This is a genomic window from Amycolatopsis rubida (assembly GCF_900115345.1).
Taxonomy (GTDB): Bacteria; Actinomycetota; Actinomycetes; order Mycobacteriales; family Pseudonocardiaceae; genus Amycolatopsis; species Amycolatopsis rubida.
The window spans coordinates 484,894-506,712 of record NZ_FOWC01000004.1 but is presented as its reverse complement, the minus strand read 5'-3'; the positions used below and the strand labels follow the sequence as shown (position 1 = coordinate 506,712).

24 protein-coding genes are annotated in these 21,819 nt (G+C 69.0%); 16 read left to right on the top strand and 8 right to left on the bottom strand.

Annotated features, from left to right (window positions below; all coding sequences use genetic code 11):
- Positions 1 to 62: 62 nt before the first annotated feature.
- Positions 63 to 602: a hypothetical protein gene (locus tag BM362_RS20025; protein WP_067591683.1), complete on the top strand. Its 540-nt coding sequence runs from the start codon at positions 63 to 65 to the stop codon at positions 600 to 602.
- A gap of 48 nt (positions 603 to 650) precedes the next feature.
- Positions 651 to 1,238, top strand: a complete 588-nt coding sequence (locus BM362_RS20020; protein ID WP_093574151.1) for a TetR/AcrR family transcriptional regulator — start codon at positions 651 to 653, stop codon at positions 1,236 to 1,238.
- A 72-nt stretch (positions 1,239 to 1,310) separates the two neighbouring features.
- On the opposite strand, the gene BM362_RS20015 is transcribed toward BM362_RS20020, so the two are convergent.
- Positions 1,311 to 1,868: a YceI family protein gene (locus tag BM362_RS20015; protein WP_067591677.1), complete on the bottom strand. Its 558-nt coding sequence runs from the start codon at positions 1,866 to 1,868 to the stop codon at positions 1,311 to 1,313.
- A gap of 97 nt (positions 1,869 to 1,965) precedes the next feature.
- Between BM362_RS20015 and BM362_RS20010 the strand changes: the two genes are divergently transcribed.
- From BM362_RS20010 to BM362_RS20000, 3 genes are all read left to right on the top strand, one after another.
- Positions 1,966 to 2,454 carry a MarR family winged helix-turn-helix transcriptional regulator gene (locus BM362_RS20010; RefSeq protein ID WP_093574150.1) on the top strand — a complete coding sequence of 163 codons (489 nt, stop codon included), beginning with the start codon at positions 1,966 to 1,968 and terminating at the stop codon, positions 2,452 to 2,454.
- Positions 2,455 to 2,474: 20 nt separating this feature from the next.
- Entirely contained in the window at positions 2,475 to 3,464 is a 990-nt protein-coding gene (locus tag BM362_RS20005; protein ID WP_093574149.1) for a glutathione S-transferase family protein, read from the top strand.
- Positions 3,465 to 3,787: 323 nt separating this feature from the next.
- Complete coding sequence (locus tag BM362_RS20000) at positions 3,788 to 4,909, top strand: epoxide hydrolase family protein (RefSeq protein WP_093574148.1); 1,122 nt, start codon at positions 3,788 to 3,790, stop codon at positions 4,907 to 4,909.
- 7 nt (positions 4,910 to 4,916) lie between these two features.
- Here BM362_RS20000 and BM362_RS19995 read toward each other — a convergent pair whose 3' ends face one another.
- The gene (locus BM362_RS19995; protein ID WP_067591667.1) at positions 4,917 to 7,178 is read right to left on the bottom strand and encodes a hypothetical protein; all 2,262 of its coding nucleotides are present in this window, start codon (positions 7,176 to 7,178) and stop codon (positions 4,917 to 4,919) included.
- Positions 7,179 to 7,575: 397 nt separating this feature from the next.
- Between BM362_RS19995 and BM362_RS19990 the strand changes: the two genes are divergently transcribed.
- Both BM362_RS19990 and BM362_RS19985 read left to right on the top strand, forming a co-directional pair.
- Positions 7,576 to 8,211 carry a TetR/AcrR family transcriptional regulator gene (locus BM362_RS19990; RefSeq protein WP_067591664.1) on the top strand — a complete coding sequence of 212 codons (636 nt, stop codon included), beginning with the start codon at positions 7,576 to 7,578 and terminating at the stop codon, positions 8,209 to 8,211.
- A gap of 1 nt (position 8,212) precedes the next feature.
- Positions 8,213 to 8,509: a DUF6204 family protein gene (locus tag BM362_RS19985; RefSeq protein WP_067591662.1), complete on the top strand. Its 297-nt coding sequence runs from the start codon at positions 8,213 to 8,215 to the stop codon at positions 8,507 to 8,509.
- On the opposite strand, the gene kynU is transcribed toward BM362_RS19985, so the two are convergent.
- Positions 8,484 to 9,782 (bottom strand): kynureninase, encoded by a 1,299-nt coding sequence (gene kynU / locus BM362_RS19980; protein WP_093574146.1) that lies wholly within the window; start codon positions 9,780 to 9,782, stop codon positions 8,484 to 8,486. The two genes, BM362_RS19985 and kynU, sit on opposite strands and share 26 nt — an antisense overlap.
- A 180-nt stretch (positions 9,783 to 9,962) precedes the next feature.
- On the opposite strand from kynU, the gene BM362_RS19975 reads away from it, so the two are divergent.
- The 4 genes from BM362_RS19975 (at position 9,963) to BM362_RS19960 (ending at position 13,770) form a co-directional block, all read left to right on the top strand.
- Positions 9,963 to 11,324, top strand: a complete 1,362-nt coding sequence (locus tag BM362_RS19975; protein ID WP_167545370.1) for an APC family permease — start codon at positions 9,963 to 9,965, stop codon at positions 11,322 to 11,324.
- Positions 11,321 to 12,160 carry an MBL fold metallo-hydrolase gene (locus tag BM362_RS19970; protein ID WP_093574144.1) on the top strand — a complete coding sequence of 280 codons (840 nt, stop codon included), beginning with the start codon at positions 11,321 to 11,323 and terminating at the stop codon, positions 12,158 to 12,160. Before BM362_RS19975 ends, BM362_RS19970 begins: the two co-directional genes overlap by 4 nt.
- A gap of 63 nt (positions 12,161 to 12,223) precedes the next feature.
- A complete protein-coding gene (locus BM362_RS19965; protein WP_067591648.1) occupies positions 12,224 to 12,787 on the top strand; it encodes a hypothetical protein in 564 nt (187 codons plus the stop codon).
- Positions 12,784 to 13,770 carry a hypothetical protein gene (locus BM362_RS19960; RefSeq protein WP_093574142.1) on the top strand — a complete coding sequence of 329 codons (987 nt, stop codon included), beginning with the start codon at positions 12,784 to 12,786 and terminating at the stop codon, positions 13,768 to 13,770. Before BM362_RS19965 ends, BM362_RS19960 begins: the two co-directional genes overlap by 4 nt.
- A 32-nt stretch (positions 13,771 to 13,802) precedes the next feature.
- Here the strand turns inward: BM362_RS19960 and BM362_RS19955 are convergent, their stop codons facing one another.
- Complete coding sequence (locus BM362_RS19955; RefSeq protein ID WP_093574141.1) at positions 13,803 to 14,294, bottom strand: arsinothricin resistance N-acetyltransferase ArsN1 family B; 492 nt, start codon at positions 14,292 to 14,294, stop codon at positions 13,803 to 13,805.
- A gap of 42 nt (positions 14,295 to 14,336) precedes the next feature.
- On the opposite strand from BM362_RS19955, the gene BM362_RS19950 reads away from it, so the two are divergent.
- On the top strand, positions 14,337 to 14,894 hold the full coding sequence (locus BM362_RS19950; RefSeq protein ID WP_093574140.1) for a helix-turn-helix domain-containing protein: 558 nt from the start codon (positions 14,337 to 14,339) through the stop codon (positions 14,892 to 14,894).
- An 85-nt stretch (positions 14,895 to 14,979) separates the two neighbouring features.
- Entirely contained in the window at positions 14,980 to 16,380 is a 1,401-nt protein-coding gene (locus BM362_RS19945) for an MFS transporter (protein ID WP_093574139.1), read from the top strand.
- On the opposite strand, the gene BM362_RS19940 is transcribed toward BM362_RS19945, so the two are convergent.
- Both BM362_RS19940 and BM362_RS19935 read right to left on the bottom strand, forming a co-directional pair.
- The gene (locus BM362_RS19940) at positions 16,271 to 17,860 is read right to left on the bottom strand and encodes a DNA polymerase domain-containing protein (protein ID WP_093574138.1); all 1,590 of its coding nucleotides are present in this window, start codon (positions 17,858 to 17,860) and stop codon (positions 16,271 to 16,273) included. The genes BM362_RS19945 and BM362_RS19940 overlap by 110 nt on opposite strands.
- Before the next feature lie 15 nt (positions 17,861 to 17,875).
- A complete protein-coding gene (locus BM362_RS19935) occupies positions 17,876 to 18,355 on the bottom strand; it encodes a MarR family winged helix-turn-helix transcriptional regulator (RefSeq protein WP_093574137.1) in 480 nt (159 codons plus the stop codon).
- An 84-nt stretch (positions 18,356 to 18,439) separates the two neighbouring features.
- Between BM362_RS19935 and BM362_RS19930 the strand changes: the two genes are divergently transcribed.
- Positions 18,440 to 19,075, top strand: coding sequence for an FMN-dependent NADH-azoreductase (locus tag BM362_RS19930; RefSeq protein ID WP_067591633.1), 636 nt, complete (start codon positions 18,440 to 18,442; stop codon positions 19,073 to 19,075).
- 115 nt (positions 19,076 to 19,190) lie between these two features.
- On the opposite strand, the gene BM362_RS19925 is transcribed toward BM362_RS19930, so the two are convergent.
- Positions 19,191 to 19,724 (bottom strand): GNAT family N-acetyltransferase, encoded by a 534-nt coding sequence (locus BM362_RS19925; RefSeq protein ID WP_067591629.1) that lies wholly within the window; start codon positions 19,722 to 19,724, stop codon positions 19,191 to 19,193.
- A 113-nt stretch (positions 19,725 to 19,837) separates the two neighbouring features.
- On the opposite strand from BM362_RS19925, the gene BM362_RS19920 reads away from it, so the two are divergent.
- Complete coding sequence (locus BM362_RS19920; RefSeq protein WP_067591626.1) at positions 19,838 to 20,194, top strand: ArsC/Spx/MgsR family protein; 357 nt, start codon at positions 19,838 to 19,840, stop codon at positions 20,192 to 20,194.
- On the opposite strand, the gene BM362_RS19915 is transcribed toward BM362_RS19920, so the two are convergent.
- Positions 20,187 to 20,951 carry a sulfite exporter TauE/SafE family protein gene (locus BM362_RS19915; RefSeq protein ID WP_067591623.1) on the bottom strand — a complete coding sequence of 255 codons (765 nt, stop codon included), beginning with the start codon at positions 20,949 to 20,951 and terminating at the stop codon, positions 20,187 to 20,189. The two genes, BM362_RS19920 and BM362_RS19915, sit on opposite strands and share 8 nt — an antisense overlap.
- An 86-nt stretch (positions 20,952 to 21,037) precedes the next feature.
- Between BM362_RS19915 and BM362_RS19910 the strand changes: the two genes are divergently transcribed.
- A complete protein-coding gene (locus BM362_RS19910) occupies positions 21,038 to 21,802 on the top strand; it encodes an AraC family transcriptional regulator (protein WP_093574136.1) in 765 nt (254 codons plus the stop codon).
- The last annotated feature ends 17 nt before the right edge of the window (positions 21,803 to 21,819 follow it).

Sequence of the window (21,819 nt, the reverse complement as noted above, 5' to 3'; positions counted from 1 at the left end):
GCACCGCGCTGGCCTGCCTCGCCGCCCTTCCTCTCGTAGCCTGCTCCCCAGGAGGTGCAGCCATGACCCCCACGATCACCGAAACCGAAGCCCGCGACCAAGTCGAGGACTACGTGCGCGGCGCGTTCTCCGCGCTGCCCGCGCCTGCTGGTCGGCAATTGTTCTCCCGCAACCGTTCCGAATGCGCCGACCCGACTGACAACGGTCCGGCCGGGCGGTACGAAATCTCCGCCACCTACGAGGTGACCGGCCTCGAACCGGACACCTTCAAGGCGCAGTTCGAGGCCGTCGTGAAGTGGTGGCAGGGACATGGCTTCACGGTGCTGACCGACCGGCGGCCGACCGACCAGTACGTCTTCGCGCGCAACGAGCGGGACGGCTTCGACATGTCGTTGCAGGCCAACGAACTCGGGAAGCTCTACCTCGGTGCGACGTCGCCGTGCGTCTGGCCGAAGGGCGCTCCCGAGGCCGAGCCCGCGGCCGCCGTGGAAGAGGAGGTCGCGGAAGCTCCGGAGCCCGAGCGTCCCCGGCCGCGCCGCGAGCCGGTGGACGACGAGGACTTCGGCCAGACGTCCTGGTCCGACGGAGGTACCGCGTTCTGAGTTCGCGCGGGTAGAGTGGACTCGCAGGTCCATTCAGGAGGCAGGCGGATGACGCTCACGCGCAAGGGCGAGGCTACGCGACAGCGGATTGTGGAGGGCGCGGCCGAGGTGATCCGCGAGCGCGGCGTGCTCGCGACGACGCTGGACGACGTCCGCGCGCAGACCGGGACCAGCAAAAGCCAGCTGTTCCACTACTTCCCGGACGGCAAGGAAGCACTGCTGCTGGCCGTCGCGCGCTGGGAAGCGGACCGGGTGCTGGAGGTGCAGCAGCCGTCGCTTGGCACGCTGCGCACCTGGGACGACTTCCGGACCTGGCAGCAGGTGGTGCTCAGGCACTACACCGAGCAGGGCAGGCACTGTCCGCTGAACGTGGTGATGTCGCAGATCGGCCGCAATACGCCGGGCGCGCAGGCCGTGGTGACGCAGCTGATGCAGCGCTGGCTGGGCGAGTTGACCGCGGGGATCGAGAACCTGCGGGCGGCGGGGGAGATCCGGCCCGGGCTGGACCCGAAGCAGGCCGCGTCGGCGCTGCTGGCCGGGGTGCAGGGCGGCGTGCTGATGCTGCTGACGACCGGCGAACCGCAACACCTCGAAGCCGCGCTAGAGGTAGGCATCGCCGGGTTGCGTGCCGCTTAGCCAAAGTACGTGAGGGGAACCCTGAGGGAATCTGATTCCCTGGGGGTTCCCCTCACATGCGGTCGGGGCGGTTCAGGCGTTCTTGATCGCGGAGATCTCGAACTCGAGGGTGATCTTGTCCGAAACCAGCACGCCGCCGGTCTCGAGCGCGGCGTTGAAGGTGACGCCGTAGTCGCTGCGGTTGATCGAAGTGGAGCCCTCGAAGCCGACGCGGTCGTTGCCGAACGGGTCCTTCGCGGAGCCGCCGAACTCGAACGGGATGGTGACCGACTTGGTGACGTCCTTGACGGTCAGGTCGCCGGTCACGTCGAAGGTGTCCTCGCCGGTCTGCGCGATCCCGGTGGAGGCGAAGGTGATGGTCGGGAACTGGTCGCAGGACAGGAAGTCGTTGTTGCGCAGGTGACCGTCGCGGTCGGCGTTGCGGGTGTCGACGCTCTTGGCCTGGATGGTGAGGTTCGCGCTCGAGTTGGCCGGGTTCTCGCCGTCCAGGGTGAACGAGCCCTCGAACTCGTTGAAGGAGCCGCGGACCTTGGTGACCATGGCGTGGCGGGCGACGAAGCCGATCCGGCTGTGCGCACCGTCGATCGTGTAGGTGCCGGTCAGGTGGGCGTAGGTGGTCGCGCTGGTCATGAGTTCAGTTCCTTCGGGTCCTTGGTTGAGTGTTCAACTAGCACTGTAGCCCACAATAACTGATTGCGCGAGCAAGTGTCGGATATACTCCTCTTCTGTGGTGACCAGAACCCCGCTGACCAGTGAAGAAGAGGCAGTGTGGCGTCCGCTGATGCGGGTCGTCACGGTCCTGCCGCGGGCTCTCGACGACCAGTTCGCGCACGACAACGGCGTCTCGCTGACGGACTACACCGTGCTCGTGTCGCTCTCGGAAGCGCCCGAAGGCAGGCTGCGGCTCACCGATCTGGCGGAGTCCACGGCGCTGTCGCTGAGCCGGATCAGCCGGGTCGTGGAGGCCATGGTGCGCCGCGGACTGGTCCGGAAGGTGAAATGCCCGCAGGACCGCCGGGCCGCACACGCGACGCTCACCGAACTGGGGCGGGCGAAGCTCGCCGCCGCGTACCCGGGGCATCTCGAACGCGTGCGGTCGTTCCTGTTCGACCACCTCTCGCCCGAGGAGGTCCGCGCCGCGGGCCCGATCCTCGCCCGGCTGGCCGCCGCGCTGGAGCCGCCGGACTGTCCGGCCTGCCCGGACGATCAGACCTGACTCCCGAAGAAAGGGTTCCGATGCCCGACCAGGGTGAGTTCAAGCGCGACACGAACTACATCTCCGACCGCATCACCGTCGACGGCCGCGACGGCTGGCCGGTCGAACCCGGCCGCTACCGCCTGGTGATCGCGCGCGCGTGCCCGTGGGCGAACCGCGCGTCGATCGTGCGCAGGTTGCTCGGCCTCGAAGAGGTGCTGTCGATGGGCCTGTGCGGCCCGACGCACGACGAGCGCAGCTGGACCTTCGACCTCGACCCCGGTGGCCGTGACCCGGTGCTCGGCATCGAACGGCTGCAGGAGGCGTTTTTCGCGCGGTATCCGGACTATCCGCGCGGGATCACCGTTCCGTCTATTGTGGATGTCCCCAGTGGACAGGTGGTGACCAACGACTTCAAGCAGATCACCGTCGACCTGTCGCTGGAATGGGGCGCCTACCACCGCGACGGCGCGCCCGAGCTGTACCCGGAACGGCTGCGCGACGAGATCGAGGACGTCGCGGAGAAGGTCTTCCGGGAGGTGAACAACGGGGTGTACAAAGCGGGTTTCGCCACTTCGCAGGAGGCTTACGAAGAGGCGTACCGCGCGTTGTTCTCCCGGCTGGACTGGCTGTCCGAGCGGCTGGCCGGGCAGCGGTACCTGGTGGGCGACACGATCACCGAGGCGGACGTGCGGCTGTTCACGACGCTGGTCCGCTTCGACGCGGTGTACCACGGGCATTTCAAGTGCAACCGGCAGAAGCTCACGGAGATGCCGGTGCTGTGGGCGTACGCGCGGGATCTGTTCCAGACGCCCGGTTTCGGGGACACCATCGATTTCGGGCAGATCAAGGAGCACTACTACGTGGTGCACCGGAATGTGAACCCGACCGGGATCGTGCCGCTGGGGCCGGACTTGGCGGGGTGGCTGACGTCGCACGGGCGGGAGGAGCTGGGCGGAAGGCCGTTCGGGGACGGGACGCCGCCTGGGCCGCCGCCGGCGGGGGAGCGGGTGCCTGCGCTGGAGTCGTGAGTGTTCCTGCCGGTTCTAACCGGCAGGAACACTCACGAGGCACCCGGGCTGCGATGCTGGCCTGGTGTGCTTCGAGCCGTTGCGCGACAGGCCAACGAAAGCGGCTCGGCAGTTCAGCCCGGCGCGTACGCCGAGATGAGCCGGACCGAGGGGCGATCACGGAGACCAATGCGCTGAGCGTGGTCGCGGCCAGGTGTGCCGGGCAGCGGCCGGTGTCCGGAAGTCGCCTTGGCCCACCGGCAGTCGTCCTCAGTCCGCCCCGGCACTCTGGTGCCGACCTGCAACTGATCCGGTAACGCCGGTGCCGAGGAAAGGAGCCTGCCGTGGTTGCTGAGCCATTCGAGGTCAGCATCGCCGAAGCCGAGATCGCGGACCTGCGCGAACGATTGCGCCGGACGCGGTGGCCCGAGCCCGAGCCGGTCGACGACTGGTCGCAGGGAGTGCCGCTGGCTTACGCGCGGGAGCTGTGCCGCAGCTGGGCCGAGGACTACGACTTCGGATTCGCCGAGCGGCTGAACGCCTTCCCGCAGTACCGCGACACGATCGACGGGCTGGGCATTCACTTCCTGCACGTCCGCTCGCCGGAGCCGGACGCGTTCCCGCTCGTGCTCACGCACGGATGGCCGGGTTCGGTACTGGAGTTCCTGGATGTCCTCGGCCCGCTGACCGATCCGCGCGCGCACGGCGGGGATCCGGCGGACGCGTTCCACGTGGTCGCGCCGTCGTTGCCCGGGTACGGCTGGAGCGACAAGCCGTCGGCAACCGGGTGGGGCGTCACAAGAATCGCGCGCGCCTGGGACACGTTGATGGTTTCACTGGGTTACGAACGGTATGGCGCGCAGGGCGGTGACTGGGGTTCGGCGGTGTCCGGCGCGCTGGGCGAGGTGGCGCCCGAGCGGGTCGCCGGCGTCCACCTGAACCTGGGGTCCGTGGCGGCGGGCACCTTCGACGACCCGACGCCCGCGGAGCTGGCAAACCTCGAAGCAGAGAAGGAATTCCAGCGCACCGGCCGGGGGTACTCGGCGCTCCAGGCGACCCGGCCGCAGACCCTCGGCTACGGCCTCACCGACTCTCCGGCGGGTCAGGCCGCCTGGATCGCCGAGAAGTTCTGGGCCTGGACGGACAACGACGGCCGCCCCGAGGACGCGTTGCCGCGGCAGAAGATCCTCGACGAGATCTCGGTCTATTGGTTCACCGCGTCGGCCACGTCGTCGGCACGCCTGTACTGGGAGAGCTTCGCCCGCTTCCGGGACAAAGTCACCGCGCCGTGCGGACTGTCGGTGTACCCACGGGACATAACGCGCCCATCGCGGCGGGAGGCCGAACTGCGGTTCACCGACCTGCGCTGGTTCGAGGAACTGCCACGAGGCGGCCACTTCGCCGCGCTGGAGCAGCCGGAGTCACTGATCCAGCAGATACGCGGGTTCTTCCGCCTCTTCCGCTGATCGTCGGCTATGCCCGCCCGGGCAACGGCAGGTCGTGTGCCTTGCGGAAGTCGTTCAAAGCGGCCCACGCGAGGTGCGGGTCCAGTGCGAGCCGCCGTCGGGCGACGGCTAGTTCGTGCAGGCTCGGCGTGAGGCGGGATTGGGTGAGCGCGTCGGTGAACACGTCCAGGACCGTGGCGCAGAAGAGAACGAACGCGCTGCTGTGCAGCCGCACTCGGTTGACCGCGCCGGCGAGGTCGGGGGTCGCGCCTTCGTGCAGTTCGGCGGCGAGTTCGGCGAGCTCCACGGCTTCGCGGGTGTCGGGGATGCGGAGCAGTTTCGGCCACAGTTCGGTCAGCTCCGGCGTTTGCGCGAGTCCGCGGGCTTGTCCGGTGAAGCCGCTCGCCTTGGCGGTCAGGTCGGCGCGGACCAGGATGCCGGTGACCGTCGACAGCGACGGCTCGTAGTGTTCGATCGTCACGTCCACCATGTCGATCGTCGTGCGGCGCAGGTCGCGCGGCAGGCCGCCGGAGAGGCAGTGGCCGAGGTAGCAGAACTGCTCCGGTACGCCGGGCAGCCGCTGCGCGATCCACAGCCTGCTTTCGTCCAGCGTGAACGATTCCAGGCGCACCACCTCGGAAAACGCGCTGTCGAACGCGTCGCGCACGGCCAGTCCGCGTTGCTCGAAGCTGAGCACCGCGTCGTCGGACACCGCCACGAAGTACAGGCAGCCGGGCACGCCGAAGATGCCCTTGATGTCGTTCACCAGCTGCTGGGCTTTGTCCTGCTCGCCGATCTTGTCCAGTTCGTCGATGGCGACCACGACCCGGTCGGTGATTCCGTCCTCGCGCAAGGACTCGGCGGTCAGCTGGGCGAACGCGCGGAACTCGTCGACGACCTCCGGATGCGTCAGCTGCTGTTCGGCCCGTTGCGTGGTGCGGGTGCGGCCCAGTTCGCCGCCGGCCGGGACGGCGAGCTTGCCCGACCAGCCGGTGGTGTAGGTCAGGAGGTACTGGATCCGCAGCAACTGGCGTCGTGCTTCGGCTTCGAGAGCGCGCGGTCCGGCGGACGACTTCCGTCGCAGGAAGAGGAGTACTGCGCCGGTCGCGGTCGCGAGGAGTTTCCATGCCCAGCGAAGCGCGAGGACGGCGACCACGGCCAGGGCGATCCGGTTGCCCACCGGTTGATTAGTCCACAATGGACCTAGCAAGTCCGGGAAGCGCGCTGCGGTGATGGTCTGCCACAGTTCGGCGGGGAACTGCGTGAATTCTCCGTTCCACAGCAGGCCGCCGATCGCCCAGCCGAACGCGGCCGAGAGGACGAGGCCGGCCGACCCGCGCCAGAACCGGCGGGCCCACCAGCGCCAGCCGAGTTCCGGGCCCAGTGCCCGCCGGATCCGGGCGAGGACGGCTTGGCACAGCAGTTTGTGCAGGTGCAGCACGAAATCGCGGGCGTCGTAGGTGGCCGGGGCGGAGGCGACGACGACCAGTGGCGCGGGGTTTTCGCTGCCGTGCAGCAGACCTCGCTGCAGGGAACGGATCGCGGTGGTTTTGCCGGACCCGCGTTGCCCGCCGAGCGCCACCGCGCCGGACCCCGCGCGTTCGAGGACACGCCGGATCCGTTTCGCCGCTGCGGTCGGCACGATCCGGCTGCTGTCCTCCTCGCCGAGGTCGTGTTGCTGGTCGAAAACCAGCGTCGTGCCGAAATGCAGCCGCCGGTGCGCGGAAATGACGTCGCGGACCTCGGGCAGCACGATCTCGCGCGCGGCGAACGAACGCCGCGGTCCAAGGCCGAATTGCTCCTCGTGGAACTGCATGGAGTCCGGATTGATCCACTCGTGCAGCGCGGCGACCTTGCGGACCGCGAGCGCGCCGGTGGCGAACAGGACGCACGGCATCATCATTCCGGCGAAAACCCGGAAGAACAGCGGAAGCTGGGTCCACGCGGCGCTCATCAGGCTGAGGTAGCAGAGCCCGAGCAGCACCGCGACGAGCAGCCAGATCACCTCGCCTGGCGACACCGCCCGGTTTCGCGGCCGGAACCCGCGGTCGCCTTCGGCCATGACCTGATCCTGCAGCGTCCGGATCTTCGCGAGCAGCGTCTCGTTCGCGAACAGTTCCTCGCGGACGACTTCGGTGCGCAGCGATTCGCGCGCGAGCAGCCGGGTGACTTCGGGCGAGCTGAGCGTTTCGTCGATCAAGGAGGCCAGCGCGGCTTGGGCGGTCCAGGAGTCGAAATCATCGAGGTCCTCCTCCTCGATGGAATGTGGGTCGCTTCGCTCTCCGGTCACCGGCGGATGATGCCATACCAGGTGCTGCGGGCAGGGCGGTTTCGGCGGCGGTTAGCGCGAAGCGAGCAGCCGCAGTGCGTCCCGGGAAGCGGCGTCGCACGGGGTGCAGGCTTCGAGTCGGTGGCCGGGGCTGTCGGGACGTCCACGCGGCCGGGCGTCCGATGGCGCAGCGCGCGACCTCGGTGTTCCGGCCCGCGGATTTGTCCGCGCGACATCCTCGTCGGCGACCGTCTCACGGAGGATTTCGGTGTGCGCAGCGGACAGTTCGGGGGCCGGATCCGCGCCACAGGTCGCCCCCTCGCGAAGCAGCACGGCGCGCTTCTCCTCAGATGCGATGTCCCGAGGCTGGGAAAAAATAGAGTCGACACCAAGTTTGCAGTCTGCTTCACTATCCGGCGTGGGACTTCGAGAACGGAAGAAGCAGGAGACGGTGCAGCGCATCGCGGAAACCGCGCTGCGGATGTTCGTCGACCGCGGATTCGAGGCGGTGACGATCGCCGAGGTGGCCGAGGCCGCCGACGTCGCGGTCAACACCGTCTACAACCACTTCCGCGTCAAGGAAGACCTGGTGCTGCCGCCGTCGGAGGCGTCGGCGGGACGGCTGGCCGGGATCGTGCAGGCGCGCGGGCCGGGAGTGTCCGCGGCGCGCGCGGTGCTGGACCACCTGCGCGGCGAGATCCAGCGGCGCTCGCGGACGATCGGGCTCAGTCCGGGGTTCGGCCGGGTGCTGCCGATGATGCTGGCCGCGCCCACGCTCGCCGCCCGGCTGCGGGATCTCGGCGAGCAGATGGTCGCCGAACTCGCCGACCTGCTGGCCGCGGAAACCGGCGCGGCGCGGGGAGATCCGGTGCCCGGGCTGGTCGCCGCGCAGATCGGGTGGGTGCACAACCTGCTGTACGGCGAGATCGGCAAACGCACCGTCGCCGGCGAGCGACCGGACGACATCGCGGAGGCGGCACTGACGCTCCTCGACGCGGTGGAAGGCCTGCTCGGCGAGCAAGTACTGACTTATGCGATCCGGAAGGACACTTGACATGGACGCGTTCCGCGTGATCATCCGCGGCAAATTCGACGCTCTCGACGAGGCCGCCCGTGCTTTGCTGGAGGCCGAGACCGACGTCGCCTTCACCGAGGAAGGCACCTTCACCCACGACGTCAACGCGACGGCGTTCACCTTCCGCTGCCAGGTCCCGGCCGGTCCGGACGACGACGAACGCGCGGCCAAAGACGGCGCGACCGCCGCGTTGGCCGCGCATGGCCTGCCGTACCGGGACCTGAACTACGCGGTCACCGACCTGCGGACGATCAAGATCCGGCGCAAGAACCGCTAGCGACCTCCGCCAGTGCGGTCGCCGCGCGCCAGCAGTCGTGGAAGGTGGAGTACATCGGCACCGGCGCGAGGCGGATGACGTCCGGGCGGCGTGCGTCCGCGACAACGCCGTGCCGGGTCCGCAACGCGGCGCTGACCTCGTCGGCGGCCATACCGTGCAGGCGGACGGAAAGCTGTGCGCCCCGACGGTCCGGGTCGCGCGGCGTGAGCACCTCCATCGGACCTTCCGCGCAGATCTCGCCGAGCAGCGTTTCCAGGTACGCGGTCAGCCGGATGCTCTTGGCGCGCAAGGCGTCCATGCCCACCGCGTCGAACATCTCCAGCGAGGCTCGCACCGGGGCCATCGCGAGGATCGGCGGGTTCGACAGCTGCCACGAGTCGGCGGTGTCGACCGGGGTCACCGTCGGCCGCATCCGGAACCGCACGTCCGGGTCGGTGCTCCACCAGCCTGCCAGCTTCGGCAGCGAACGGTCCGCGAGATGCCGCTCGTGCACGAACGCGCCCGCGATCGCGCCCGGCCCGCTGTTGAGATATTTGTAGGTGCACCAAGCAGCCCAGTCGACGCCCCAGTCGTGCAGCCGCAGCGGCACATTGCCCGCCGCGTGCGCGAGATCCCACCCCACGATCGCTCCGGCGGCCTGCCCGGCGCGGGTGATCGCCGGGATGTCGAGCAGTTCCCCGCTGTAGTAATTGACTCCGCCCAGCAGGACGAGCGCGACCCGATGCCCGTGTTCGGCAAGCCAGCTGGCGATGTCCTCGCTGCGCAACGTCGATTCCCCGGGACGGGGCGAAAGCCGGATGACGGCTTCGTCCGGGTCGTAGCCGTGGAACGCGACCTGGCTGCGCACCGCGTAGCTGTCGGACGGGAACGCGGTGTCCTCGATGACGATCGCCTGCCGTCGCGGGGTCGGCCGGTAGAAGCTGACCATCATCAGGTGCAGGTTGACCGTCAGCGAGTTCATCAGCACGACCTCGGCCGGGCGCGCGCCGACGAGCCGGGCGGCCGGATCGCGTAGCTGCTGGTGGTAGGAGACCCACGGACGCGCTGCTGCGACGTGGCCTTCCACGCCCAGCCGGGCCCAGTCGGCGAGTTCCGCGTCCAGCGCGGCGCGGGTCGCGGCCGGCTGCAGGCCGAGGGAGTTCCCGGCGAAGTAGGCCGCCTCGGGGTAGCCGCCGCCGGTCGCGGGCGGGAGGTGGAACCGCGCCCGCAACGTCGGCAACGGGTCCTGGGCGTCGAGATCGCGGGCGGCCGCTTCGGCGAGGGCCACGGTCATGGGAACTCCACAAGGTCGGAGAAGGAACGCGGGCTTCTCATCGTTCTTGCCGGGCGTCATGCCCGTCCAATGCCTGATTCGCTCGCTCCCATGCCCGCCCGGCTATCCCGCGGTATTCCCGAACGGCTATGCCAGGGCGGGCATTCGGTATTTCCGAAGCGTCGCGGATTGGGTCACGCTGTGCCGATCGACAACGGCCAGCAGAAGGCAGTGATCAGGATGCCGACCGAAGCAGACGCGAACCTCAAGCGAAGCATCTCCCTTTTCCAAGCCGTCGGAGTTTCGTTCCATCAGGTAGTCGGCGGCGGGGTCGTCGCGTTGATGGGCACCGCCATCGCGCTGACCGGGGCCGGCGCGCCGATCGCCTTCGCCATCGCAGCGCTCGCGGTGATCGTCTATTCGCTGCCGATCGCGTCGCTCGGCAGCGCGATGCCGGTCACCGGCGGCCGCTACACCTATGCCGCGCGGCTGGTCTCGCCTGCCGCCGGATTCGCGTCGATGTGGCTGTCCGCCGTGTCGGTCATCCAGCTCAGCCTGATGGCGCTGGCCGGGGCGAACTACGTCAGCGCGCTCGTGCCGGGCGTTCCGGTCCGGCCGCTGGCAATCGCTCTGATCACGGTGTTCTTCCTGACGAACCTGGCGGGCGCGACGTTCTCCAGCCGCGTCGGCATCGTGCTCGCGGTCGTCATGCTCGCCGCCTTCCTGCTGTACGGGATCGCGGGTGCCGGGCAGGTGCGGTGGAGCGAGTTCGGGAACCTGACCCCGCACGGCATCGGCGGCTTGCTCAACGCGGCGGCCATGCTCACCTTCGCCACCACCGGTGCCTTCCTCATCGCCGACATCGGCGGGGAGATGAAGCGGCCGGGACGCGACATCCCGCTGTCCGTTGTCGGCGGCACTCTCGTCGCGGCGGTGATCTACGTGGTCGTGGCGATCCCGTCGGTGGGCGTGCTCGGGGCAGCGGCGTCCGCGGGCAAGCCGATGTCGGACGTCGCCCGGCACCTCCTTTCCCCGGGCGGTTTCGCGTTCTTCATCCTCGGCGGCGCGATGGCGTCGGTGATCGGCCACATCAATTCGCTGCTGCTGGCCGCGACGAAACCCGTGCTGGCCGCGACCGGCGACGGCTGGCTGCCCGCCGGGCTCGGCGCGGTGAACCGCCGGTTCGGCACCCCGCACTGGCTGCTGGCGATCCTCTACCTGATCGGCGTGGTGCCGGTGCTCGCCGGCTTCAGCGTCGCGAACATCGCAGCCATGACGTCGATCGTGACCGGGCCGTTGCTCACTTTGCTGATCATCGCGTCGTGGCGGGTTCGCCGGCAGTGTCCGGAACTGCACGCGGCGGCCCCGTTCCGGATGCGCCGGACGTCGCACGCCGCGCTGTCCGTGCTCGGCGTCGCGATTCTCGCGGTGCAGACTTGGTTGCTGCTCAAGCAGATCACCCTGCCGGCGCTGCTCGCGCTGGCAGCCTGGAGCGTGCTGGGTCTCGTCGTGTGGCTGGCCCGCCGTTCTGCTTCCGTCAAGCTCGAAAGCGAGTACGCATGACCACGCAGCTCATCCTCCTCGGCACGGCGGGCGGTCCCGCACCGAAACGCACCCGGAGCGCTCCGGCACAGGCGATCGTCGTCAACGGAGCCACCTATGTGATCGACTGCGGCAACGGCGTCGCCCGGCAGCTGGTGCACGCGGGCATCCCGCTCGACTCGTTGCGCGCGGTCGGCATCACCCATCACCATTCCGACCACAACGCCGACTACGGCAACCTCTACCTGCTGGCCTGGGCCGCCAACCTGGAACGACAGGTCCCCGCGTTCGGCCCGCCGCCGCTCGCGGACATGACCCGGCATTTCCTGGCGATGAACCGCTTCGACATCGACACCCGGGTCGGCGACGAGGGTCTGCCTCCGCTGGACGAACTGCTCGACCCGCACGAGGTAGCGGCGGACGGCGTGGTCTTCGAGGACGAGAACGCGCGGATCACCGCGGCCCGCGTGGACCACCCGCCGATCGTGGACGCGTTCGCCTACCGAGTGGACACTGCGGACCGGTCGATCGTGATCTCCGGCGACACCGCGCCGTGCGAGAACCTGGTGCGGTTGGCTGCTGGTGCGGATGTGCTGGTGCATGAGGTCATGTATGTGCCTGCGGTCGATGCCATGGTGAGCCGGTACAACGGCACGACGTTGCGGGATCACCTGCTGGCGAGCCACACGAGTGTCGAGCGGGTCGGTGCATTGGCCAAGGAAGCGGGGGTGGGGACTCTCGTGCTGTCGCATTTCGTCCCGGCTGACGCGGATATCGCCGACGAGGTGTGGCGCGAGCACGCCGCGGCCGGGTTCGACGGTGAGGTGGTCGCCGGGAAAGACCTGCTGCGCCTCTGACCGGATCGGGCCGAAGTCGCGTCGTTCCCCGGGTTCGGCACCCTTCGTACCTACAGTGGCCAGGTGACTACGCCTGCAGAGGACCAGCGCGACCACGTGATGGCGCGCGCGTCCGCGCTCCGCCGTGAGCTTCGCGCGGGTCTGGCGCAGCTGCCGGACCAGGCGGAAGACGAACGCACGCAGACGCTCGACGCCTTGGCCGAGCGGGCGGAGGCGCTGCTGAGCGCCGAGAAGGAGGTCGACGCCGCCGTCGAACAGGTGCGGCTCGCCCGGTTGGCGGCGAAGCGCGGGAAGGTGCAGCGGACGACGCTGTACCTGGCGGTCGCGCCGGTCGCGGTCGGGATGGTGAGCGGGGCGATGATGCTGTTCGGCGCGCTCAACGCGGTCTGGCTGCTGCTCGCGTTGCCGCTGCTGGGAGCCGGACTGCGGATCGCGTTCGGGCCGCTCGGGCCGGCACCGATGATGGTCAACCGGCGGCAGCGTGCCGCCTGGAGCGGAGTGCTGGCCGCGGTCTTCACCGCGGTCGCGCTCATCGGGACCGGGCCGGCCGCCCAGCTGATCGTGGTCATCCTGGCCGCGCTCACCACGGTGGCGACCGTGGCGTTCCTGGTGCGGGAGGCGCGGTGACCTACTCCGAGTACTACCGCGACACCGAGTACTACCCGGCCGAGGAGGGGCCGGAGGCCGATCCGGAACTGCTTGCCCTCACCGACACCGTCGGCGGTATGCAAGAGACCGTCGACGATCTGGAAAACCGCACCGTCCGCGAGCTTTCCGAACTGCGCGAGACGGTCGAGTCGTTCGCCGAAACCCATTCCCGGCACGAAACCCGGCTGGACCACACCGCGCGGCAGCTCGAACGGCTCCGGCAGCGGTTGCTGGTGCTCGAACGCGCGGTTCGGGTGTCGGAGAAGGTGCCGGTGGTCGACCTGGACGACGTCGGCCCGCGGCTGCGGCAGCTCGCAGCGGAGGCGGAACGGCGGCACAGCCTGGCCGCGCAGTTGCTCACGCCGAGTCAGCGCCGACCGTACGAAGAGGATGTCGCGCGGCTGCCGCAGGCACGGGAAGTGTTGGGGCAGAGCGAAGAAGCGCTGATCGCCGTGCTGGAGGTGCTGGCGAAAGCCGAGCGTGGCACACCGGAACGCGACGACGCGGAGTCGCGACTGTCCGAAGTGATCGCCCGGCGGCGCGGTGTGCTGGATCGCCAGCTGCCCGCCGCGCAGCAGGATGCCGAAGCGGCGCAACAGGTTCTGGCGGCCGACGAGGTGACGCGGACCCGGGTGCTGCCGCAGATCGAGAAGTGCGAACGGGATTGGGAAGAGCTGCATTCCCGGCTGCGCGAGCGGATCACCGACGCGATCGGATCGAGCGCGTTGCTGCCGGTGTGGTTCACGCACGCGTTCGGAGTCGCGCCGCCCTCTGGTGCGGCGGGGGACAAGTGGATCCGCGCAGCGACTTCCGCGCTGGCCTACCGGGTGACGCACGGCGTGGTCGATCCCGCGCTGCCGCTGGGGGAACCGCCGCCCTCGGACACCGACTGGACGGAACCGAAGTGGTCCTGGCGGGCCCGCCTGGAGCACGACATCGAGGAACTGGACTTGGGCTCGTGAGTGGCGATCCCGGTTCTACCCGGGATCGCCACTCACGAGGTCAGTTCGCGCTGCATCCACGTCACGTCACGCCACGCACCATGCTTCCACCCGATCCGCCGATAAGTCCCGATCACCTCGAAGCCCATCGCCTTGTGCAGCCCCACGCTGGCTTCGTTCGGCTGCGTCATCCCAGCCACCGCCATCCGGAGGCCGCGCTCGGCAAGCCGGGCAAAGAGGGCTTCGTACAAGGCTTTCCCGCCACCCGCGCGTCGACGGTCCTGTGCCAGGTACACACTCACCTCGCACGACCAACGGTAGGCGGCACGCTCCTTGTGCGGACTTCCGTACGCGTATCCGACGACCTCGCCGTCGATTTCCAGCACCAGCCACGCGTACGACTTCGTCGCCTTCGCGATGCGGGCGGCCATTTCCGCCGGCGTCGGCGGTTCGGTCTCGAAGCTGATCGTGGTGTCCCGGACGTACGGCGCGTAGATCGCCGCGCACGCCGCAGCGTCCCGTTCTTCGGCAGGTCGGATCAACATGTCCCTGATAGTAGACACGATCCGCTGCTATAGTCGACCACTGTGACCGATCCCCTCTCCGCCTCGCTCGCCGCGGCGGTGCGCGAAGCCCGGCAGGACCGCGCGTTGTCCGCTGGCGTCCTCGCCGAACGTTCCGGGGTTTCCCGCGCCATGATCGGGAAAATCGAGCGCGGCGAAGCGCAGCCGACGGCCGTGCTGCTGAGCCGCCTCGCCACCGCGCTCGGGCTCACGCTGTCCGAACTCATCGCTCGCGCGGAGGGCGACGACCGCAGGTTTGTTCGGCGCGAAGACCAGCCGACCTGGCAGGATCCGGTCACCGGTTACGTGCGCCGCGCGGTTTCGCCGCCCGGGCACGGGGCTGCCGAGCTGGTGGAGGTCGACCTGCCGCCCGGTGCGAAAGCCGAGTTTCCGGCCAGTTCCTATGCCTTCGCCGATCACCAGGTCTGGGTGCTGTCCGGCCAGTTGCGGTTCCACGAAGGCGAAGTCGTGCACGAACTCGGCGAGGGCGACTGCCTCCAGCTGGGCCGCCCGGCCGACTGCGCGTACGAGAATCCCGGTGCCGAGGCGTGCCGCTATCTGGTGGTACTCACCAAAATGTGACCCAGTTCACGCCTGATTTGTCTGATTACCGGGGTCTCCCGCCCGGACATGATGCGACCGCGGAAGCATCCGGGAGGAGAAACAAGTGGGTTCGTGGCGCGAATTGGGAGCGCATTTCAGCACCGCGGCCGTGCTGGCCGGCGGCGTACTGGTCGGCGCGGTCAACATTTATGTGGCGGCCAGCCTTTTGCCGACCGCGGTCGCCGACATCGGAGGGGAGCGGCTCTACGCGTGGAACATGACAGCGTTCCTGGTCGCGCAGGTCGTCGCGACGATGTTCGTCAGCCGGGCGCTCGCCCGCCTCGGCAACGCGGCGGCGTACTACCTCGGGTTCGGCGTTTTCGCGGCGGGCTCGGTGGTGTGCGCGGTGAGCCCGGCGATGCCGGTGCTGCTGGCCGGTCGCGGAGTGCAAGGCTTGGGCGCCGGATTGCTGACCGGACTTGGGTTCGCGGTGATCCATTCGGCGCTGCCGCGGCATCTGTGGACGCGGGGGAGTGCGTTGATCTCGGCGATGTTCGGCGTCGGCAACCTCGTCGGCCCGGCGCTCGGCGGGTTGTTCGCGCAATTCGGTTCGTGGCGGGCGGCGTTCGTCGTGCTGGCTGGCGCAGCGGTCGTGATTGCGGCGCTGGTGCCGCGGGCGCTCCCGCGCAGTGCGCGAAGCGGCGAGCCGACCCCGGTGCCGACGTTCGCGCTGGTGGCCGTCGTGGGCGCGGTCGGAGCGGTGAGCATCGCCGGAATCTTGGCCAACGTCGTCGCGATGGCCGCGTGCATCGTGCTGGGATTCGGTTTCGTCGCGGCTTTTCTGCTCGTCGAGAAGCGGGCCGCGGTGCGGGTCCTGCCCGCTGAGGCCTACGAGCCGGGCTCGCCGCTGCGGTGGATCTACCTGACCATCATGTGCCTCGCCGCGGGAGTCTCGGTCGAGGCGTTCCTGCCGCTGTTCGGTCAGCATCTCGGCGGATTGCCGCCTGCCGCAGCGGGTTTCTTCTCCGCCGCGTTGTCCTTCGGCTGGTCCGCCGGCCAGATCGTCAGCTCCTCGGCCCGCCGCGTCCGGCTGCTCTGCCTGGCCGGACCGACGCTGCTGGCGGCCGCGTTCGTCGTACTTGCCTTGCTGCAGAAGGAAAACGCCTCGGTACTGGCGTGGCTGGTCGTCCTTCTCGCCGGGGGCACGGGGATCGGCATCGCCATGCCGCACCTGTCGGTCGCCGCGATGGCCAGCGGTCAGCAAGCGGCCGCCGCGATCGCGACCGTGCTGACGATGGCGACGGCGTTCGGTGCCTCGATCGCCGGTCTGCTGGTGAACTTGGGCGCACCGTCGATGGTGACGTCCGCGCGCTATCTGCTGATCGGCTTCGCAGTCGTGGCCGCGGCGGGGATTTTCACGACAGCCGCGGCAGGCGTTGGTGCACGTCAAGCAGCTGCGCGAACGGATCTCCCGCCTTCGCCACGCGATCGAGCACCGTCTGGATCGTCCACCGATCCGGAGTGAGGCCGGGGTCGTCGAGTTCGTCCCACTCCAGCGGGACGGACACCGGCGCCCCCGGCTTCGGCCGCACGCTGTACGGCGCGACGAGGGTTTTGTTCAGCACGTTCTGCGTGTAGTCGAGCCGCGCCAGCCCGCCGCGGCGGTCCTTCTGCCACGCCCAGCTCACCAGGTCCGGCACGGTTCTGCCGATCGATTTCGACACGGTTTCCGCCCATGCCCGGGTCTCGGCGTAGGTGTACCGCGGCTCGATCGGCACCCAGATCTGGATCCCGCGTTGCCCGGTCGTCTTCGGCCGCCCGATGAGCCCGAAGTGATCGAGCGCGGTGCGGTGCAGCCGGGCGAGCGCGAGCACGTCGTCGAACGAAGTTTCCGAACCGGGGTCGATGTCGAACAGCAGCCAGGTCGGATGCTCCACGTCGGACGTGCGCGACGTCCAGGCGTGCAGTTCCAGCGCGGCGAAATTGGCCAGCCAGGCCAGATCCGCGACGCCGGAGGGCACGAGGTACTGCTGCACGTCGCCGGGGCCGGCTGCCTCGTAATGCCACCGGTGCAGCCACTCCGGCGCGTGGCCGGGGACCTCCTTGTGCCAGAACCCGGGTTTGCCGGCACCGCCGGGGAACCGGTTGGTGTTGAGCGCGCGGCCGGCGAGGTAGGGGAGCATCGTCGGCGCGATCCGGGTGTAGTACTCGATCAGTTCCCGTTTGGTGATCGGCGCTTCGCCGTCGCGGCCGGGGATCAACGTCTTGTCGAGATTGGTGAGCTTCAACTGCCGCCCGGCGACCGTCCACGTGCCTTGCTTGCCCAGTTCGCTCAGCGCTTTGAGTTCGTCCTCCGACGCTGGCTCGAACACCGCGTGCAACGGTACTTCCGCCTCGGTCGCGGGCAGATCGCTCCGCCACAACGCAGGCGGAGCGGCCGCGATCTCGTCATTGGTGAGCCCGCTTTTCACCGACTTCGGATGATCCTCGGCGTCCCAGCCCGAGGTGGCGTGGTCATCCCGCTTGTGCAGCAGAAACCACTGCTTTCCGTCATCGTCCTTCTGGGGGCGGATCAGCACGAAGCGCCCGGCCAGCTTCTCGCCGTAGAGGTCGAAGTGCAGGTTCCCGTCCGCGAGCGCCTGCTCGGGATCGTCGGTGCCGACCGGCTCCCAGCGTCCGCGATCCCACACGATCACGTCGCCGCCGCCGTACTCGCCGCGCGGGATGACACCCTCGAAATCGGCGTACTCCAGCGGATGGTCCTCGACGTGCACGGCCATCCGCCGCGCCTTCGGATCGAGTGTCGGCCCCTTCGGCACCGCCCAGCTGACCAGCACGCCACCCAGTTCGAGCCGGAAATCGTAATGCTTCCGCCGCGCCCGATGCCGCTGCACGACGAACCGGTAACCAGGTTCCTTCGGGGTATTCGCACCAGAGGGCTCGTCGGTCTTCGCGAAGTTGCGCATGGCGCGGTACTTCGCCAGCCGCTCGGCGGCACCGTCCATGCGCTGCCCCTCCCGTCAGCAGGTCGGCGGAGGCTCCTCGGTGCAGGAGCTGCTGTCGACCGTTCCGGAAGCCGCTTGCAACAGCAAGTTGTAGAGCTGCTCGCGCTGATCCGGATCGAGCGCCGCGAAGACCTCGTCCTCGACCGCCGCGAGCGCCGCCTCGGCCCGGGCCAGCTCCTTCGCGCCACGCTCGGTCAGCACGACGACGTGCCGCCTGCGGTCCTCCGGCGAACGGCGCCGCTCGATCAGCTGGTCGGCTTCGAGATCGTTGAGCAGGCCGACGACGTTGGTGCTGTCCATCTCGAGGATCTGCGCGAGGGACTGCTGGGTGCTGGAACCGCGGGTCTGGAGGACGGTCAGGGCGATCAGATGCCGGGGCCGCAGCCCGAACGGGGCGAGCACGCTCTCCGCGCGCAGCCGGATCCGGCGCGCGAAGTGCTCGAGCAACGCACCAGACCTGCGCGGAGCCTGGGCGACGAGCGGCAGCGGAACCATGTGTCCAGTCTACGAGACAGTCCGGGTGGCTGCCGTGCTATAAATGGTTTGTCTTACGCAAACTATCTACGGACGGTCATCGACATGGCACACCTGCTGCACCTTGACTCCAGCATCAACGGCGACCGCTCGGTGAGCCGCAAACTCAGCGCTCGCGCCGCACAAGCCTGGCTCGCGGCTCATCCGGACGGGACGGTGACCTACCGAGATCTGGGCGCGAACCCCATTCCGCACCTGGACCCCCTGGCCTGGGAAGCCCGCATCACGCCCGCGTCCGAGCACACCGAAGACCACCGCGAAGCCGCCCGAATCGGCGAAGAACTGGCCGCGGAAGTGCTGGCCGCGGACACCGTGCTGCTAGGACTGCCGCTCTACAACTACGGCGCCCCCAGTTCGGTGAAAGCCTGGGTGGACCGTCTGATCGCCGCCGCGGGCGACGACCCGTCCGTCCTGGGCTCCGGCCGGGAACTCCTGGTACTGGCAAGCCGCGGCGGCGGCTACGGTGAAGGCGCCCCTCGCCACGGCTGGGACCACGCAGAAGGCTGGCTGCCCCACGGCCTTTCCTTGACCGGTCTGGAACCGCGCTTCATCACCGCGGAATTCACCATGGCAGGCGTCAACCCGGCGCTGGCGGAATTCCGCCAGCATGCCGAAGAAAGCCTCGCCGCCGCGGAACGAGAAATCGACGCCCTCTGGACTCCCGCCGCCGCCACCCGCTGACGATCCAACGCCCTCCCGGAGGCAGCCGAGCCGGTCGTGAGGGGAACCCGCAGGGACTCAGATTCCCCCAGGGTTCCCCTCACGACACCGCAACCGAGGCAACCCCCGCGAGGCCTCAGACAACATCCCCCCGCCGAACCCGGTAAACCTGCAACCTCAACTCGTAGTACTTGGTGGTCTCCCCCACCCACTGCATCCCGATCCGCTCCGCAGTGGCGATCGCCCGCGAATTGCTAGGCCGGGCAACCGCGAACAACTCATCCGTCCCGTCCTGGGAAAACGCCCACTCCACCAACGCCCGCCCGGCCTCGGTCGCGTACCCGTGCCCCCACTCCTCGGGCCGCAACTGCCAGCTCAACTCCAAATCCTCCCGATAGGGAGGCAGCAACCGAATCCCCAGCCCCCCGATGACCCGGCCGTCGGAACGCAGCTCCACCGCCCACCGCCCCCGAGGCGGAATCAGATTGGGCTGTGCCTCCTGCCAGGCCTGCAACACCGACCGCATCGCGGCGGCATCGGACACCCGGTCCATCGCGGGAGTGAGCCAATGCGTCACGTCGGAAGAGCCGTAGATCTGATACGCGGCTTCGGCGTCCTCAGTCGTCCAGTCCCGGATCACGAGACGGTCGGTGGTAATCGGCAGGGTCATGTACGAACGGTACGCCCGTTCCACCCGGTCCGGGCAAGTGATCCAGGACGCACCGAAGAACTCTTGCCTGCCAAGGACTCCGCCCGCAACACCACGCGGGGTAAACTGCGCGGGTGGAGATCTGGGTGAACCCGCGGTGCGCCAAGTGCCGCTCGGCGGTGTCGCTGCTCGACGAGGCGGGCGCGGAGTACACCGTGCGCCGCTACCTGGAGGACCCGCCGACCGAGGCGGAACTCGTCGCGGTGCTCGACCGGCTCGGCCTCGACCCGTGGGACATCACCCGCACCGGCGAGAAAATCGCCGGTGAACTCGAGCTGAAATCCTGGTCCCGGACCCCGCGGGACCGTCCACGGTGGATCGCCGCGCTCGCCGGGCACCCGGAGCTGATCCAGCGTCCGATCATCACCGCCGACGACGGCACCACGGTCGTCGCGCGCGACGAGGACACCGTCCGGTCGGTGCTCAGCTGACCGCGACCGCGATCAGCGCCGCCGCCAGCAGCACCACGTAGGCGACGGCGTGCACCTTGTCCGGCAACCGGTCGGCGACCCGGCGGACGAGCGCGATCGTCGGCAGTGAACCGGCCAGCAGCGCCGCACCCGAGATCGGATCGAGGTACCCCGACGGCCCGCTGCCCGCTGTCGCGTAAACCGCGGTCGCCACCACCGCGACCGGCACGCTGAGCGGGTTCGCCATCGCCGCCGCGTCCGCCATCGGCAGTCCCTTGCGGCGCAGCAACGGCACCGTCATGACGCTGCCGCCCACCCCGAGAAAACTCGCCACCGCACCGATGCCGACCCCGCCCGCGGTAGTCGTGAAGGTGCTCAGCGGCTTGGGTTCCCCTTGCGGTTTAAGGAATCCGCCGCGCGCCAGGCTGTCCACAATGGTCACTGCCAGGTAGCCGATGAACAGGACGCGCAACAGTCCGTCCCCCGCGTAGGTGGCGGCCACCGAACCTATGCCGGCGCCGATCGCGACGAACGCGGCGAGCGGCCAGATGTAGTCGCGACGGAGACGTCCGGCCCGGGCTTGCACGACGGTCGCGCTGACCGCGTTCACCACCATCACCGCGGTAGACGTGGCGACTGCGACATGCATCGCGTCGCCGCGGCTCGTGACCGCCGCGACCACCGGCACGGTGACGAATCCGCCGCCGAAACCGAACAGCACGGTTGTGACGCCGCTGAGGCAGCCGAAGAGCAGAAGAATCAGGATCGAGGTCGACACTGGCTTCAAGGTAGGCCGTGCCGGGTGCGGCGCGCATCCGAAGATTCGCCAGATTCTTTCGAGGATCGGACACCTACTCTGTAGGCATGCGCAACGTTCCGTTGTCCGAGGTCGACGCCCTGCCGCGGGCCGTGCTCGCGATCAGCACGGACTATCCGCCGGACCACTTCCTGCCGCCGCACCGCCATCGCCGCGCGCAGTTCCTCTACGGAGCCACCGGCGCCATGCGGGTCGGAACGGCCGACGGAACCTGGACCGTCCCGACGCGGCGCGCGGTGCTGATCCCGCCGGAAACCGACCACAGCGTCGTGATGATGAACGTGACCACGCGCAGCCTGTATCTGGAACCCTCCGCGGTGCCGTGGTTCCCGCGCCGCTGCCAGGCCGTCGACGTCTCGCCCTTGCTGCGGGAATTGCTCCGGGAAGCCGTGGACGTCGCACCGGAGTACCCTCGCCGCGGTCGCGATGCCACGCTGATTTCCCTTCTGCTGCAAGAAATTTCCCGCTGTGTTCCGTTGCCGCTGGAACTCCCGTGGCCGCGGCACGAGGGCTTGCGCGCACTGTGCCGGTCCTTTTCGGACGCTCCCGATGTGCACGATCCGCCGTCTCGCTGGGCGGAGGCACTGCACGTCAGCGAACGGACGCTGCACCGGTTGTTCCGCGCCGAAACGGGCCTGAGCTTCGCGCGCTGGCGCGAGCGGGCCTGTGTGCTGTACGCGCTCCCGCTGCTGGCCGCGGACCTTCCGGTCGCCGACATCGCGGTCACCCTCGGATACGAAAGCCCGGCCGCCTTCACGACGATGTTCAGCCGCCTGCTCGGCACCCCGCCGCGCGCCTACCGGGAGCCGTGACCCAGGTCTCATTGAGT

Coding starts and splice junctions, on each gene's coding strand:
- BM362_RS20025 (WP_067591683.1), top strand. CDS start 63: ATGACCCCCACGATCACCGAAACCGAAGCCCGCGACCAAGTCGAGGAC.
- BM362_RS20020 (WP_093574151.1), top strand. CDS start 651: ATGACGCTCACGCGCAAGGGCGAGGCTACGCGACAGCGGATTGTGGAG.
- BM362_RS20015 (WP_067591677.1), bottom strand. CDS start 1,868: ATGACCAGCGCGACCACCTACGCCCACCTGACCGGCACCTACACGATC.
- BM362_RS20005 (WP_093574149.1), top strand. CDS start 2,475: ATGCCCGACCAGGGTGAGTTCAAGCGCGACACGAACTACATCTCCGAC.
- BM362_RS19985 (WP_067591662.1), top strand. CDS start 8,213: ATGGACGCGTTCCGCGTGATCATCCGCGGCAAATTCGACGCTCTCGAC.
- kynU (WP_093574146.1), bottom strand. CDS start 9,782: ATGACCGTGGCCCTCGCCGAAGCGGCCGCCCGCGATCTCGACGCCCAG.
- BM362_RS19970 (WP_093574144.1), top strand. CDS start 11,321: ATGACCACGCAGCTCATCCTCCTCGGCACGGCGGGCGGTCCCGCACCG.
- BM362_RS19955 (WP_093574141.1), bottom strand. CDS start 14,294: ATGTTGATCCGACCTGCCGAAGAACGGGACGCTGCGGCGTGCGCGGCG.
- BM362_RS19940 (WP_093574138.1), bottom strand. CDS start 17,860: ATGGACGGTGCCGCCGAGCGGCTGGCGAAGTACCGCGCCATGCGCAAC.
- BM362_RS19935 (WP_093574137.1), bottom strand. CDS start 18,355: ATGGTTCCGCTGCCGCTCGTCGCCCAGGCTCCGCGCAGGTCTGGTGCG.
- BM362_RS19930 (WP_067591633.1), top strand. CDS start 18,440: ATGGCACACCTGCTGCACCTTGACTCCAGCATCAACGGCGACCGCTCG.
- BM362_RS19925 (WP_067591629.1), bottom strand. CDS start 19,724: ATGACCCTGCCGATTACCACCGACCGTCTCGTGATCCGGGACTGGACG.
- BM362_RS19910 (WP_093574136.1), top strand. CDS start 21,038: ATGCGCAACGTTCCGTTGTCCGAGGTCGACGCCCTGCCGCGGGCCGTG.